Origin of the sequence: Flagellimonas sp. CMM7 (assembly GCF_021390195.1) — a bacterium.
Taxonomy (GTDB): Bacteria; Bacteroidota; Bacteroidia; order Flavobacteriales; family Flavobacteriaceae; genus Flagellimonas.
On sequence record NZ_CP090003.1, the window covers coordinates 3,100,169 to 3,115,129 of the forward strand.

Genomic DNA, 14,961 nt, shown 5'->3' on the forward strand with positions numbered 1-14,961 from the left:
AATGAACAGATTAATAGGAAGACTGCCGAAGATTGGGATTCGCCCGGTAATTGACGGTAGGGAGGCTGGGGTAAGGGAATCGTTGGAGGACCAATGTATGGCAATGGCCAGAGCGACCGCCAAGTTGTTGGAGGACAGCCTGAGATTCCCAAGCGGTGAAAAAGTGGAGTGTGTCATTTCTGACACGACCATAGGAGGGGTAGCAGATGCGGCGGAGTGCTCGGACAAATTCAAAAGGGAAGGTGTGGAGGTCTCCATTACCGTAACGCCCTGTTGGTGCTATGGGACCGAGGTGATGGACACCGACCCACTAATGCCAAAGGCGGTATGGGGGTTTAACGGAACGGAAAGACCAGGTGCGGTATATCTTGCGGCCGCCCTGGCCGGATATTCGCAAAAGGGACTACCGGCCTTTGGAATCTATGGGAGGGAAGTACAGGATGCCAGAGATACCGATATTCCGGAAGATGTCAGCGAAAAAATATTGCGCTTTTCGAAAGCGGCCCTGGCCGTGGCCCAAATGAAGGGCAAATCCTATTTGTCCATTGGGTACAGTTCCATGGGAATCGCGGGATCCATGGTCGATGTCAATTTCTTACAGGATTATTTCGGCGTAAGGGCGGAATTTGTGGAGTCAACGGAACTGCTAAGAAGAATGGATGGGGGCATATATGACAAGGAGGAATTTAACAGGGCCCTAAAATGGGCCAGGGAAAACTGTGTGGAAGGTAAGGATTACAACGATATTGCCTCCCAAAAATCACTGGCAACCAAAGCGAGGGAATGGGAAAAGGTCATCAAGATGACGCTCATATGCCGTGACCTGATGGTTGGAAACCCAAGACTTAAAACCCTTGGTTTTGGAGAAGAAGCCAAAGGCAGGAATGCCATTGTGGGTGGCTTTCAAGGACAGCGACAATGGACGGATTACCAACCCAATGCGGATTTTACGGAAGCCATCCTTAACTCATCCTTTGATTGGAACGGCATTCGACAGGCATTTGTCTTTGCCACGGAGAACGATTGCTTAAATGCAATTTCCATGCTATTTGGGCACTTGTTGACCAATACCGCCCAAATGTTCTCTGATGTTAGGACCTATTGGAGTCCGGAATCGGTTCAACGGGTGACCGGGGAAAAACTAACTGGAATTGCCAAGAATGGGATTATTCATTTGATCAACTCCGGTTCCACAACCTTGGACGCTACCGCACAGCAAAAAGACCTTGAAGGGAAACCCGCTATGAAACCTTTTTGGCAGATTACGGAAGAAGAGGCCCAAAAGTGTTTGGACAATACCAAATGGCCGCCGGCCATTGCAGAATATTTTGGGGGCGGAGGTTTTTCCTCGCAATTCAAAACCAAGGGAACCATGCCATTGACCATGTCAAGAATTAACTTGGTAAAAGGAATAGGTCCTGTACTGCAACTGGTCGAGGGATGGAGTGTTGAACTGCCAAAGGATATTCATACCGTATTGGACGAAAGGACGAACCCTACTTGGCCAACGACCTGGTTTGTCCCAAGATTGACAGGGAAAGGTTTTTTTAAGGACGTTTACACTGTTATGGGAAAATGGGGTGCCAACCATGGTGCAATTTCCTATGGCCATATTGGAGCGGACTTGATAACATTATCCTCAATGTTTCGCATTCCTGTCAATATGCACAACATAGTAGATGAAAAAGTTTTTAGGCCGAGTTCCTGGTCCGCTTTTGGTGAGAACTTGGAATCTGCGGATTATAGGGCGTGCACCAATTATGGCCCTTTGTACGGGTTTAATAATTAATTTGTTTATGGTATGAATGTCATCGCTGTTTTTGATATTGGCAAGACCAACAAAAAGATATTTTTGTTTGACAAACACCTTAATGTGGTCCACACCAACTCTGTTCGTTTTGAGGAGATTCTTGATGATGATGGCTGCCCTTGTGATGATATTGAGTCCATAGAGAACTGGATTAAGGCAGAAATCTGTTCCATTCAAGAAAGTAATGAATACCGAATCAAAGCCATCAACTTTTCAACCCATGGGGCTACCCTGGTCTATTTGGATAGGAATGGTAACAGGATAACGCCATTGTACAATTATCTGAAACCCCTGGATATGGACTTTGCAACGCTCTATGAGGCCTTTGGGGGAGTAACTGCATTTTCAAGAAAGACGGCTTCCCCGGCATATGGAATGCTGAATTCTGGTTTGCAGATATATTGGTTGAAATACAAGAAACCACATTTTTGGTCTCAGGTTTCATCCATTTTGCATTATCCACAATACCTAAGTTATTTGTTTTCGAATCAGATAAAAGCTGATTACACCTCGATAGGAGCACATACGGCTCTTTGGGATTTTGATTCCATGCGATACCATCCTTGGTTGGCTTCGGAGAAAATAACATTACCGGAGCCTGAACCTGGAGATAAGGCCTTTATGATTGAATTGAACGGAAGCGAAGTGGCTATCGGTAAAGGACTGCATGACAGTACCTCATCCATTGTTCCTTTATTGGAAGACAACCTCGATTCACATAGGGAATTTGTTTTTCTATCCACAGGTACTTGGATAATTTCCATGAATCCATTCAGTAAAGAGGTTTTGACCCAACATCAGTTAAAAAATAATTGTCTCTGTTTTATGACACCTGAAAAAAGACAAATTAAGTCATCCATGCAGTTTTTGGGGTGGGTGCATGAAATAAATGCGGAAGCACTTGAAAAGGAGTTTGGTGTTCCATACGGTCATCATAAAATGTTGACCTTAAAAAAAGAGCTTTGTAGCAATACGATTTCCAATTCGGAGAGTATGTTTTTTAGAAAAGGTATACCTAAGGATTATCTAGGTGATTTCGACCAGGTGGATAATCTTGAAAATTATGAACATGCATATTACCAGTTGGTTTTTGAATTGGCCCAAAGGGTCTTTAAAGCCGTACAACTGATTTTGGATTCTTCAAATAATCTAAAGGATGTATACGTGTCTGGAGGTTTCAAAAGAAATCAAATATTCATTGAGTACTTATGCCAAATGATGCCAAATCAGAAAATACGATTTCCCAAAGGACAATACGCTAGTGCTTTAGGGGCGGCCATGTTGATGAAAAGTTATATGGACTGAGATCAAGGAAGTAATTCATCAAGTGTTGATTTCGCATATTGAGCATTTGAATGGGATGGTCTGTAAACATCAAGGTCATTTTGATTTAATGAGTACCAGCTAACGAAAAAGGATAAAATGAAATATTTTTTGGGAATTGATTTGGGGAGTTCGTCAATTAAAATTGCCATGGTGGAGTATAATTCAGGCAAACCCCTTGGAGTTGTCCAAGAACCTGAAAAAGAGATGACAATGATTTCCCCAAAACCAGGTTGGGCCGAACAAGACCCACAAGAATGGTGGAAGTTGACCTGTACGGGCATCAAAAAGATTCTCAAAGAGACTGGAACTAAAAAGGAAAAAATACTGGGCATCGGAATCGCCTATCAGATGCATGGGCTCGTTTTGATCGACGAACAGGGAATTCCATTAAGAAGAAGTATCATATGGTGTGATGGGCGTGCTGTGGGGATTGGCAATCGTGCACATGAAACTTTGGGTAAGGAATTCTGTGAGGACCGCCTATTGAATTCCCCCGCAAACTTTACTGCTTCAAAATTGGGTTGGGTCAAAGAAAATGAACCGGAGATCTACGAGCAAATACATAAATTCATGTTACCCGGTGACTATCTCGCCTTTCGATTTTCAGAAGAAATCAATACGACCGTTCCCGGGCTTTCAGAGGGCATTTTCTGGGATTTTAAAAACAATGCCATTTCAAGCGAACTGTTGGATTATTACGGTATCCAAAAAGGGCTGGTCCCAGAGCTAGTGGATACGTTTTCAGTTCAATCCAAAGTTTCAAAAAGAGGTGCTGAAGAAAGTGGGTTGCTAGAAGGGACCCCTATTCTGTATCGGGCCGGCGACCAACCAAACAATGCCCTTTCCCTCAATGTTTTCAATCCCGGCGAGGTTGCCGCCACTGGAGGTACCTCTGGGGTAATGTACGCCGTAACGGACAACCTTTCCGTTTCCGAATGTGCAAGGGTCAATAATTTCGCCCATGTCAATTACCAAGAAAACGCCCGAAAGAGTATTGGAAAATTGCTCTGTATCAATGGAACGGGCATCCAGTACCGATGGTTGATGAACAACTTAGCCGTGGCCTCGTATGAAGAAATGAACGAATTAGCCTCCAGGATTGAGATAGGTTCCGATGGGGTTCGTATCCTTCCCTTTGGCAACGGTGCAGAACGGATGCTGTTGAACAAAGATATCGGCACTCGGATTCTGAACCTGAACCTGAACAGGCATCATATGGGGCATCTCTGCAGGGCCGCTCTGGAAGGTATTGCCTTTTCATTTGCCCTTGGTTTTGAGATTATGCAGGAGGATGGTGTAGAACCATCGGTGGTACGGGCGGGCAATGATAATCTTTTTCGTTCAGAACTATTTGCGAAGACCATAGCAACGCTTATAGGACAGGAGATTGAGATTTATGATACAACAGGGGCAATAGGGGCTGCAAGGGCATGTATCCTCAATGATGGGGATTATGATAAATTTTCGTCATTCATGCGCAACGACTATGTGATGACCTTTAAGCCCTTTGAGCATAAAATCGCCTATGTAAAGGCCTATCAAAGCTGGAAGAAAGAACTGGAAATAATCTTAAACATATAGAACAAATGGTAGTGATTGGCAACAAGGAATATTTTAAGGGTATAGGTGAAATCAAGTTTGAGGGAAGAGAATCGGACAATCCCTTAGCATATAAATTTTACGATCCCGAACAATTGGTGGCCGGTAAGACCATGCGCGATCATTTTAGGTTTTCCATGGCCTATTGGCACACCCTCTGCGGAACCGGGGGGGACCCCTTTGGGCCCAGCACAAAAGAATTCCCATGGGCAACGTCCAATGACCCCATGGTGGCAGCAAGGGAAAAGGCAGATGCTGCCTTTGAATTTATTACCAAGATGGGGCTCGATTATTATTGCTTTCACGATTATGATCTGGTAGATGAGGCAGGTTCCCTGGCAGAATCTGAAAAGAGGGTCTTTAAAACCGTTGATTATCTGAAAGAAAAAATGAAGGTCTCCGGAGTGAAACTACTTTGGGGCACAGCCAATCTATTTTCGAATCCCAGATATATGAACGGTGCTGCCTCCAACCCGAATTTTGACGTTGTGGCCCATGCCGGTGCACAGCTGAAGATTGCGTTGGATGCCACCATGGAACTCAATGGGGAGAACTATGTATTCTGGGGTGGCCGGGAAGGTTATATGTCGCTTCTGAATACCAATATGAAACTGGAACAGGACAATATAGGACGTTTTATGCGCATGGCCCGAGACTATGCAAGGGGTCAAGGCTTCAAGGGAACCTTCTTTATTGAGCCAAAGCCCATGGAGCCCTCAAAGCACCAATATGATTTTGATGCGGCCACCTCCATCAAATTCATTCGAGAACAAGAACTAGCCGGTGATTTTAAGTTGAACATTGAAGTAAACCATGCCACCTTGGCCCAGCACACCTTCCAGCACGAACTTCAAGTGGCCGCCAATTCGGGAATGCTCGGAAGCATTGATGCCAACCGTGGCGATTACCAGAACGGGTGGGATACCGACCAATTTCCCAACAACGTAATGGAAACTGCAGAAGCCATGCTGGTATTCCTAAAATCAGATGGACTTCAAGGGGGCGGAATCAATTTTGACGCCAAAACGAGAAGAAATTCAACGGATCTAGAGGATATTTTCATTGCTCATATCGGCGGCGCTGACACTTTTGCACGGGGGCTTATGGTAGCCGATTCCGTAATCAATAATTCGAACTATGAAAAGCTATTGGGCAAACGCTACGCATCCTTCACCTCAGGAAAAGGTCTCGATTTTGTCCGAGGGAAACTTTCCCTTACCGATCTGTACGATGTCGCCAAACTGGGCGGGGAACCAAAACAGATCAGCGGAAAACAGGAACTATTCGAGAATATCATCAACCAATATGTCTAAAATATTAAGGAATCCCAGCATAATATGGTTTACATCACCCTTATCACTTTTGTAGCTACAATCGGAGGGTTTTTGTTCGGCTTTGACAGCGGAGTAATCAATGGTACGGTAAAAGGGCTGGAATTGGCATTTAATGCCCAGGATATTGGAAGCGGATTCAATGTGGCCTCCATGCTCTTGGGTTGTGCCATAGGCGCTTTTTTTGCAGGTAGGTTGGCCGATAGCTATGGCCGTAGGACCATGATGATTGTAGCAGCGGTATTATTTGTTATTTCTGCTTGGGGCTCTGGAATCTCAGGTTCTTCGCCTGAATTTATAATCTACAGAATCTTGGGCGGCCTTGCCGTTGGGGCCGCTTCAATCATGGCACCGGCGTATATTAGCGAAATAGCACCTGCAAAATATAGGGGTGGGCTGGCTACTATACAACAGGTAGCCATAATCACAGGATTGTTTGCCTCGTTTTTGAGTAATTATTTTTTGACGGAGATTTCAGGCTCCTCCCAAAACATTCTATGGTTGAATTTTGAAACTTGGCGATGGATGTTCTGGATGGAATTAATCCCGGCAACCGCATTCTTGGCTTTGCTTTTTTTCATTCCTGAGAGTCCGAGGTTTCTTGTGGCGATGAAATCGCATAGCAAGGCGGAAAAGGTACTGTCCAAATTGTATGGTAAAGTCCAGGCAAAATCACTTTTGCAACAGATCAGGGATTCGATAAACTTTGACCAACAACCTAGGCTCTCTGGCATTTACGATACTGCAAAAAAGAACTTGAAACCTATTGTGTGGATTGGTATTGGATTGGCCACATTTCAGCAATTTGTCGGAATCAATGTTGTGTTCTATTATGGAGCTGTGCTTTGGCAATCGGTTGGGTACGGCGAAAGTGATGCTCTTTTGATCAACGTTCTTTCAGGTGGGTTGAGTATTGTGGCAGTCTTGATGGCCATACTTTTGGTGGATAAAATAGGAAGAAAACCCTTATTAATTATTGGATCCATTGGAATGGCCATTACCCTTAGCGTTTTGGTCTGGGCATTCTTTAACGGGACCGTATCGGGGAACGGACAATTGGAACTGGGGGACTCCATGGGGATTTTGGCTTTGATAGCAGCTAATGCCTACGTGGTTTTTTTTAATTTTTCATGGGGTCCGGTCATGTGGGTCATGTTGGGAGAAATGTTCCCCAATCAATTGAGAGGGTCCGGTCTGGGCGTTTCCGGATTGGCGCAGTGGATTTCGAACTTCATCATAACTCTGACCTTCCCTATATTGCTAAGCTCAACGGGACTGGTCTCGGCCTATGTTGTTTATGCTTGTTGTGCTTTTGTTTCCATATTCTTTGTATGGAGGTTTGTCAAGGAAACCAAAGGTTTGGAATTGGAGGAGATGATTAGTTAACATAAAGTAGTATAATTTTCTTAAAATGAGGTTGTTCTTAACTCAGCAAAATTATCCTATGAATAGGTGTCCAAAGATACTTTCTTAATTACTGATGCCTAAAGGAATGGCTATGTAATTTTTTGACTTAAATCTAAATTGCCAAGAAAAATGGCCGTAAAAGTAACGACATTTGGAAAGTTCTCGGATACCATTGTATTCAGTGTTTTACTTACCAATAGAGAGGGGACAACAGCTGAGTTTCTGACTTTGGGAGCGACTTGGCATTCCTATTCCAGCAATGACAAATATGGGAACATGGTAGATGTTGTAGTTGGGCCTAAAGATTTGAAAGGCTATGTTTCCCAATTTGAGGATACTCCATATTTTTTTGGTGCTACGATTGGCAGACATTCGGGTAGAATCAATTGTAATGGTTCAAGTCCCTTCTTATCAGAAAATACTTTGACTAACAATGAGGGTATTCAATTGCATGGTGGTAGGGATGGCTTTGCTAAAAAAAATTGGTCAATAGAAAGTATAAACGAACAAATACCTTCTGTGACATTCTCATATAAGAGCAATCATTTGGATGAAGGCTATCCTGGGAAATTGTTGGTTGAAGTGACCTATTCCTTGCTGGAAGATAATACAATTACGATTGATTATATGGCCATGGGCACTGAAGACACTTTGGTTAATCTAACCAACCACACTTATTTTAATTTGGGAAATGAGCCTTTGGTCAATCAGTTTATTGATATTGATAGTAGAAGTAAATTGGAACTGGCGCCTGACCTTATTCCATCAGGAAATTTAATTTCCGTAAAAGGGACCCCTTATGATTTCACTGGATATGGTGAGATGAAAAAATTGCAAAATATCAATGGGTTGGACGATATCTATATGTTGAATAAATCATCTAGCGAGAAGCCAAAGATTAAATATTGTTCTAAAACTTCAGGTTTGGAGATGAAAGTATATACCGATCAACCTTCAGTAGTGGTGTTCGCACCAAAAGTTATATGTTTTTCCGGAGTTCCTAAAAACTTTGATATTGATTACTCTTTTTATCCTGCAATTTGTTTTGAGACCCAATTTCCTCCTGATTCCATAAATCACACTCACTTTCCTAGTTGTATCTTGAAAAAGCATAACATTTACACCCAAAAGACAAGATTTTCTTTTGGTTTTTGAAATATACCCGAAGAGATTATTAATTAAAAATACAAAGCAATTTTAAGCATTCCAAACAGCAAAAATAACTCCACTACAGCTATAGTTAAATCAAAATAAATCGTCATATTTTTGAATAAAAAATAGTTCGTCAGGCGTGTAGTTAAACTTTCTTCTAATGGATTTGGCTTGCGCCCATTTCTTTTCGATAGGATTAAGTCGTAATCTCCAAAGCCCTATATTTTAAACGATTTTAAATCTTACAAAAATCTGTTGACCGAATTGTTGACGGTCTATTTGATAGCAATTAATTGTATTTAGCTTTCAATTCAAAGTTAGGAATTATTGGTTAATGTGGATTAGTTAATTACAATTTAAACCATAGCTGTTTCTAGGGATACTTACATTTATACTCAGGATATAAAGAAGCCTTATACTAAGTGTTTTAGGGTTAATTACTTTATTCTGTATTATTTACTTTTTCATGGACCATAATCCCATATTCGCTCTACAAATTGGATTCAAAGGAGCTTTTTCATACTTCCTGACAGATATTAAGGTTCAAGATAAGACGTTATTTACTGGGTGCTGGTTGATTGCAAGAAACATTCAGCTAGTCTTTCCTACACCTTTCTCTCTTTCTTTATTCTTGCTCTTAGAAAGCGTTTTAAATAGTAGGTGGAGTATCTTTTGGTTTATTACTGTTAGGAAGGACTCGTTTTATCCTTCTAACAATTTCCGGCCAGTTGATTATTGCCCCATGATATTCTTTTTTTGTGACCTGAATTAACTCCCCGACAACAGACTCGGTCTCATTTTCCTTTTTCGTATATTCTTTGATTTTGTTGAGAAGTTCCTCATTAGATAGCGAAAGGTTAATGTTTGTTGCTCTCTGACTTTGTATAGTTGCATTCTTGCTTTCTAACGCTGCTTGTAGCTGAATTGCTGTGGCTTTTGCGAAATCCGCTTCTTGTTGAAAACCTCTAGCAACCATTATCCATTCTTGAATCCCCGGGTCTTTACCTATGAGTGTGATTTTGTTAATATTTTCGCCTTCTGGAAGCTTTAAATATACGTAGAGAGCTTCATATATTCTCTTTAATGTCTCTTCTTTATCATCTTCTGGCTCTATTGAGAATAAAATTTTTCCTGGTTCCTGCTCTATACCCGTTTGAGCTTGAATTCCTATATCACGAAGAAACTGAACAAAATAGGATAAATACCTTTGGCAAGCCGATATTAGGTTTTCATCTATTTCAAAATCAATTCTAATTCCAGAATTAAATTCATCAATTAGTTTGAGATATTCTTTTCTGATTTTTGAGATTAATAATGATAGGACCTCAAAATATGACTTAAAATATTTGCAATTAATTTTTAGAGCACAATCAGCTGTATCTGGATCCAACGTTATGTAAGCTTTATGATTTTCCAAACTGCTCAAGTTTGAATCGATAATATTCTTTACAATACGTTTTCTAAATTCTTGAAAAGAAAAGCTATCTTTCCAGGATTTGAAATCTGTATTAAATTTTATTTGTAGATGCGGAACTCCAAAATTTCCAAACTTAATGGGTCTTTTTTCTACTCCAGAAAATATGAAATCTAAATTTAAAGTAAATGGAGTATGATCAATTTTAATAGGATGACTTATATTAAGTTCGCCAAAACATTGCCTGAACTCCATTATAGGCTTATCACATAAGAGAGTTTTCCAATCTGCGAAATGTGTAAAAAAATGATAATGCTGAACGTCTCGATAATCAGAACAAAAACCAATCCACTCATCATCATAAAACACTCTATTCATCTTTAAGCCTGTACCAACAGAAATATGTTCTGACAATTCTTTCAATTCCAAATGCATTACGTAAAATTTGAGTTATTAAATATATTTAATTCAAATCAGAACCTTATCGAGAACTTTTTTCAATACTATTTTTATGTAGGCAATTAATTTTAACATCTAGAATACATGTAAAAGAGATGTAACCTAAAACTCTTGATACTTTTTGGAGTCCATAAAAAGGAGAAATTTCAAATATTAGTTGAAAAGCGGACTAGGTACGGACTAAAAAAAGAAAACAAAAACCCCAACGAGTTAACTACTAACAAGTTGCGTTTTGTTGTTGTGACCTCCAGAGGCTTTCGATGTTTCAGAGGATGAGGAGATTTTATAGGTTCTAAAAATTACTTTACAAAATCTGTTGACCGAATTGTTGACGGTCTATTTAATTGCAAATGATGTCATTTGACTTTCTTCAGTAAAAATATCAATTATTTTGATTTCAAAAATTCTTTTAACCTAGAAACCCTTCTTAAAAAACGTTGTTGCCTTCTATATTTATAATTAAGGATATCAAGAATCATTCTATCATAATAAATCCCAATGCAGATACCTACAACGAGAATAAAACTATAGGCAAGTACTAATTTAGAGTCAGTAATAAAATCCTTTGATTTGTCTAAAATCACTGCTATAAAAATACCAAAAATCAGCGTTATCACTTGGAAAGCTTTTTTAATATATGGTTGAAGTACATAAGAAGAGACTGGCTGAATACCGTTTTTGACAATTTCCTTTTCAAGTTTTTTTAAAAGTTTAATATCACTTTTACTATTATTCAACACCCTCCTAGATATAAGCTTATTGTGAAACAATCCGTTATTGATTTTGTTGAATTTTTTGTTTGGAAACACTGGAAACCACCTTTTCTTTTTCAGCTTAAAACGATACTTCTCAGCGATTAATTTGTTCACATAATGAAACAGGATGAATTGAACAATCCCCATTTGTAAGCCCCAAACTAGAAAGATGTAAGGGATAAATTTGCTCTTTATACAAAGCAGCATAGGAATGGCAGTTAAGAACAATATGGTATGATGAATGTATGTTGGGTTCCGAAACCATTTTAATTCTTTGTACACGTAATTCTTAGGTAGTAATTGATTATGTGCTTTTTCAGCATTTAGGAATAATGATGTCATAATATGATTTTATATAGTTAGGAGTAAAAATTACACTTTCAATCTTATTTGTTCATTTGGAATTGTATTACTATTCAGTCTCACCCCCTTCCATTTTAAGCTTCCCATCGTTTTTTATTTCACTTACCAAGCCCTCGCCATTACACTTTTTTGGACAGCAAAACAACAACATTCAGTTTTGAACTACGGCATAAACCAGGCTCATACTTCGCTCTTTTTTATACGTCTTATCAAACTTGAATATTGAATAATACAGAGCATCAAAAAAAGGTAACAACGAAGGCTCTATGGGAAGTAAATCAAAATATCGAACTATGAAACCATCTCAAAATATCCAAAAAGGAAGTGGAACTAAAAATCAAAAAAAGGAAAACACTCTGGATATAATAAGTAAATCAATTTTTAATCATTTAAATCTATAATTATGAGTACTATCAAAAATCATGTACAGTTAATTGGGAATGTTGGTATTGAGCCGACTATTACAACTCTTGAAAGCGGTAAGAAGGTTGCTCGTCTCTCTTTGGCTACCAATGAGAATTATAAAGACAGTAAAGGGGAAAAGCAAACCGACACCAATTGGCATACAGTCGTTGCCTGGGGTAAGGTTGCGGAAATCATCGAAAAATATGTAACCAATGGCAAAGAGATTGGTGTTTCGGGAAAACTCAAAACACGTTCCTATGAAACCCAAGATGGAAACCAACGCTATGTAACCGAAGTAGAAGCTAATGAAATTCTATTGATGGGGAATAAGTAACATCCAAAAATAAAGAGGGTGATACCGTCGAAAGCCTCACCCTCTTTTTCATTATCAATCTTAAACAGAAAAACAATGAAAGGCAAAGTTAACGAAATAAGCATCAGTTATAAAGAACGAATCAGCTTATCCCATTCACCAAATATCAAGAGCTCAATGGATGCTGCAGAAATACTATATGAGCATTGGGATAAAAGTAGTATTGAACTACAGGAAAGCTTCAAGATATTATTATTGAACAATTCCAATAAAGTCAAAGGAATTTATGAACTATCCAAAGGTGGAATAACAGGAACATTGGTGGATATGCGAATCTTGTTCGCTACGGTTTTGAAATCTTTATCCGTAGCTATCATTCTGGCGCACAATCACCCTTCAGGAAAATTACAGGCTAGCAATTCAGATATAGAACTCACAAAAAAAATAAAAAATGCCGCCGAGTTATTTGATATCAAAGTTTTAGACCATTTAATCATAACACGAGATGGAAACTACTATAGCTTTTCCGATAATCATATTATTTAATGGTAATTGACTTAAATTACCTATGGTCGGGTTTCGTTAAATATCTTAACTTTAGAAGGTCGGAACCCGACAAATTTCATGTGTGATTATCCTATCTTGATTTGACTTTCCTGATAATTACACGCATCAATAATTACAACTAAAAGCAACTGACTTTTTTCGTCAGGTTGTTTGGAATTTTGTTCGCTTTTGGCGAACGAAAAGATTTCCATGTTAAAACCAAGGAAAAAATAAAAAATGTCAACTAATAGTTTTTACATAAGGTTTTTGTCTTTTGACCACGGCACAGATTCGATGAACGAGTTTGTTCCTGACGTTGTTGACGATGAGCATTTTGTTTTTCCCTTCTTCGACTTTTCGCAAAAAGTAGGTTCTGATGTCAGGGTCATGATTAATCGCAGCCAGGGCGGACATATGCAGGTGTTTTTTAAGCGTCCTGTTTGCCATAGGATGGACTCTGGACTTCCGGTGTATAGATTCTCCAGAGGTATATTCAAAAGGCACTACACCGCTATAACAGGCAAGTTGTTTAGGATTGTCATATCGGGTAAAGAAGTTGGTAAATATGGTAAAGTGAAGTGCAGTGATTTGTCCGATTCCAGTAACGGAAGTCACCAATCCAACGGTCTTATTGAGCTTATCATCAGAAAGCACCAGTTTTTTAATTTCAGCTTCAATACGGTTAATTTCGTCATTAAGGTTTTTGTTAATTTTTTTAAGGTTGCGTTTGGCAAGCTTTCCAAGCTCAGGAGAGAACAGTTCCAGTTCATTGGGGTACTTGTTCACGTCCGCTCTGGTATTGACGAGCTTTCTTCTGATCTTGAGCAATATCTTCACCTTTTCGAGTATTTCCGGCATTGGCCTGTAAAGCTCAAGCTCTTTATGGTTTTTAGAGGCGTATATGGCGATACGTTTGGCATCTACCCTATCGCTCTTACCTCTGACAACACCTATGCTCTTGGTAATCTGTATGGGCATTTCCACACAAAAGCTGGCTTGTTTTTCGACAAGTTTGGTAATAAGGATTTTTCCATAGACACCCGTATGTTCCATGCATATAAGCGTGTTGGACAGAGGAATCTTTTGGTTTTTAAGAAGTCTGATAAAGGCATTGGCACCTTTTCTGGTGTTTTCGAATACATACGAGGTAGTCCTGTCATTATCAATGATGGCCACGTCGAAGAACCTTTTCGACAGGTCGATACCGATAAAGAATTTAAAGTCTTGTTTGTTCATAATGAATAAGTTTTAAGATAGCATGGCCAGTACCCAGATACTCATCGAACCCCTGATAATAGGCCTATAAGCCTGAATTTCCATCTGATGCCTGTCCGGAGTAAACCAATAAGGGCTTTTATCAAATAAAGTATAAGTCTTGAAACTTTGAAAAGCGTATAATTCGCCCTAATCAGTTTGGCCACAGCCAATAATTATTGAGAGTTTTCCCCCGATAGAAAGTTACTTATTACAAGAACCAACTATCATAAAAAAATCTCTATATCAGCGTGATTGTAAAACTAAGGGGGGGTAAAGCAAGAGGGTAACACGCTAACGCGATGTTTCAGCAAGCCTCTTGTTTTTAAACAACTGATTTACATTGGTTTAAAAAATTATTTTAACAGAGACAATAATTAAAGTGCTGATTTTTAAAGTAAAAAGGCGTTAAGCCCAGAAAAACCTATGAATTTTTAGAGTAAAAATGGATAACGGATACGAAAAGGAACAATTTACAACCATCAGTTTTAAAAGCTCAATAGCCAAAAAGTTTCGAGCATTTAGCAGGAAAATGGGAGCATCCAATTCGATGACTTTACTAATGATGTTGGACTTTTTTGAAACCAATAATCTTTCCCCAAAAGAGTCCATTGGTCCAACTGTCCATACGCTTGAAAATCTCATTAAAAAAAGGGTAAGTGCAGTCATAGCCATTTTAAGGGATATGGAAAAAAGCCAGACCCGACCCACGGTGGCCATGATGCAATCACTCTTTGAAGAGGCAGAGCCAAAAAATAAACCGCCAATGGTTGAAAAGAAAGTGCTATTTCAGGAAAAGAAAAACAACGAAAATCAATTATAAGTCA

At 39.4% G+C, this 14,961-nt stretch carries 12 protein-coding genes; 9 read left to right on the forward strand and 3 right to left on the reverse strand.

Translation table 11 applies throughout. The features are described from left to right. The first annotated feature begins 1 nt into the window (after position 1). From LV704_RS13930 to LV704_RS13955, 6 genes are all read left to right on the forward strand, one after another. Positions 2-1,789, forward strand: a complete 1,788-nt coding sequence (locus tag LV704_RS13930) for an L-fucose isomerase (RefSeq protein ID WP_205597892.1) — start codon at positions 2-4, stop codon at positions 1,787-1,789. A 12-nt stretch (positions 1,790-1,801) separates the two neighbouring features. After that, the gene (locus LV704_RS13935; protein ID WP_163423155.1) at positions 1,802-3,115 is read left to right on the forward strand and encodes an FGGY family carbohydrate kinase; all 1,314 of its coding nucleotides are present in this window, start codon (positions 1,802-1,804) and stop codon (positions 3,113-3,115) included. A gap of 117 nt (positions 3,116-3,232) precedes the next feature. Then, on the forward strand, positions 3,233-4,717 hold the full coding sequence (locus tag LV704_RS13940) for a xylulokinase (protein ID WP_163423154.1): 1,485 nt from the start codon (positions 3,233-3,235) through the stop codon (positions 4,715-4,717). A 5-nt stretch (positions 4,718-4,722) separates the two neighbouring features. After that, positions 4,723-6,048 carry a xylose isomerase gene (xylA, locus tag LV704_RS13945; RefSeq protein WP_163423153.1) on the forward strand — a complete coding sequence of 442 codons (1,326 nt, stop codon included), beginning with the start codon at positions 4,723-4,725 and terminating at the stop codon, positions 6,046-6,048. Between the two features lie 3 nt (positions 6,049-6,051). Further along, entirely contained in the window at positions 6,052-7,452 is a 1,401-nt protein-coding gene (locus LV704_RS13950; RefSeq protein ID WP_255695681.1) for a sugar porter family MFS transporter, read from the forward strand. Between the two features lie 150 nt (positions 7,453-7,602). Next, complete coding sequence (locus LV704_RS13955) at positions 7,603-8,628, forward strand: aldose epimerase family protein (RefSeq protein WP_163423151.1); 1,026 nt, start codon at positions 7,603-7,605, stop codon at positions 8,626-8,628. 646 nt (positions 8,629-9,274) lie between these two features. On the opposite strand, the gene LV704_RS13960 is transcribed toward LV704_RS13955, so the two are convergent. Both LV704_RS13960 and LV704_RS13965 read right to left on the reverse strand, forming a co-directional pair. Then, positions 9,275-10,474 carry a hypothetical protein gene (locus LV704_RS13960; RefSeq protein ID WP_163423150.1) on the reverse strand — a complete coding sequence of 400 codons (1,200 nt, stop codon included), beginning with the start codon at positions 10,472-10,474 and terminating at the stop codon, positions 9,275-9,277. Between the two features lie 410 nt (positions 10,475-10,884). Continuing rightward, a complete protein-coding gene (locus tag LV704_RS13965) occupies positions 10,885-11,595 on the reverse strand; it encodes a hypothetical protein (RefSeq protein ID WP_163423149.1) in 711 nt (236 codons plus the stop codon). 424 nt (positions 11,596-12,019) lie between these two features. Between LV704_RS13965 and LV704_RS13970 the strand changes: the two genes are divergently transcribed. Continuing rightward, positions 12,020-12,355 carry a single-stranded DNA-binding protein gene (locus LV704_RS13970; RefSeq protein ID WP_163423148.1) on the forward strand — a complete coding sequence of 112 codons (336 nt, stop codon included), beginning with the start codon at positions 12,020-12,022 and terminating at the stop codon, positions 12,353-12,355. A gap of 75 nt (positions 12,356-12,430) precedes the next feature. Then, positions 12,431-12,880 carry a JAB domain-containing protein gene (locus LV704_RS13975; protein ID WP_163423147.1) on the forward strand — a complete coding sequence of 150 codons (450 nt, stop codon included), beginning with the start codon at positions 12,431-12,433 and terminating at the stop codon, positions 12,878-12,880. Between the two features lie 240 nt (positions 12,881-13,120). Here LV704_RS13975 and LV704_RS13980 read toward each other — a convergent pair whose 3' ends face one another. Beyond that, entirely contained in the window at positions 13,121-14,116 is a 996-nt protein-coding gene (locus tag LV704_RS13980) for an IS110 family transposase (protein ID WP_163424038.1), read from the reverse strand. A gap of 463 nt (positions 14,117-14,579) precedes the next feature. On the opposite strand from LV704_RS13980, the gene LV704_RS13985 reads away from it, so the two are divergent. Continuing rightward, entirely contained in the window at positions 14,580-14,957 is a 378-nt protein-coding gene (locus LV704_RS13985; protein ID WP_163424015.1) for a BfmA/BtgA family mobilization protein, read from the forward strand. The last annotated feature ends 4 nt before the right edge of the window (positions 14,958-14,961 follow it).

What these genes read in the sequence shown, in the direction of transcription:
- LV704_RS13930 (WP_205597892.1), top strand. Translation starts at nt 2, where the DNA reads ATGAACAGATTAATAGGAAGACTGCCGAAGATTGGGATTCGCCCGGTA.
- LV704_RS13935 (WP_163423155.1), top strand. Translation starts at nt 1,802, where the DNA reads ATGAATGTCATCGCTGTTTTTGATATTGGCAAGACCAACAAAAAGATA.
- LV704_RS13940 (WP_163423154.1), top strand. Translation starts at nt 3,233, where the DNA reads ATGAAATATTTTTTGGGAATTGATTTGGGGAGTTCGTCAATTAAAATT.
- xylA (WP_163423153.1), top strand. Translation starts at nt 4,723, where the DNA reads ATGGTAGTGATTGGCAACAAGGAATATTTTAAGGGTATAGGTGAAATC.
- LV704_RS13955 (WP_163423151.1), top strand. Translation starts at nt 7,603, where the DNA reads ATGGCCGTAAAAGTAACGACATTTGGAAAGTTCTCGGATACCATTGTA.
- LV704_RS13960 (WP_163423150.1), bottom strand. Translation starts at nt 10,474, where the DNA reads ATGCATTTGGAATTGAAAGAATTGTCAGAACATATTTCTGTTGGTACA.
- LV704_RS13965 (WP_163423149.1), bottom strand. Translation starts at nt 11,595, where the DNA reads ATGACATCATTATTCCTAAATGCTGAAAAAGCACATAATCAATTACTA.
- LV704_RS13970 (WP_163423148.1), top strand. Translation starts at nt 12,020, where the DNA reads ATGAGTACTATCAAAAATCATGTACAGTTAATTGGGAATGTTGGTATT.
- LV704_RS13975 (WP_163423147.1), top strand. Translation starts at nt 12,431, where the DNA reads ATGAAAGGCAAAGTTAACGAAATAAGCATCAGTTATAAAGAACGAATC.
- LV704_RS13980 (WP_163424038.1), bottom strand. Translation starts at nt 14,116, where the DNA reads ATGAACAAACAAGACTTTAAATTCTTTATCGGTATCGACCTGTCGAAA.
- LV704_RS13985 (WP_163424015.1), top strand. Translation starts at nt 14,580, where the DNA reads ATGGATAACGGATACGAAAAGGAACAATTTACAACCATCAGTTTTAAA.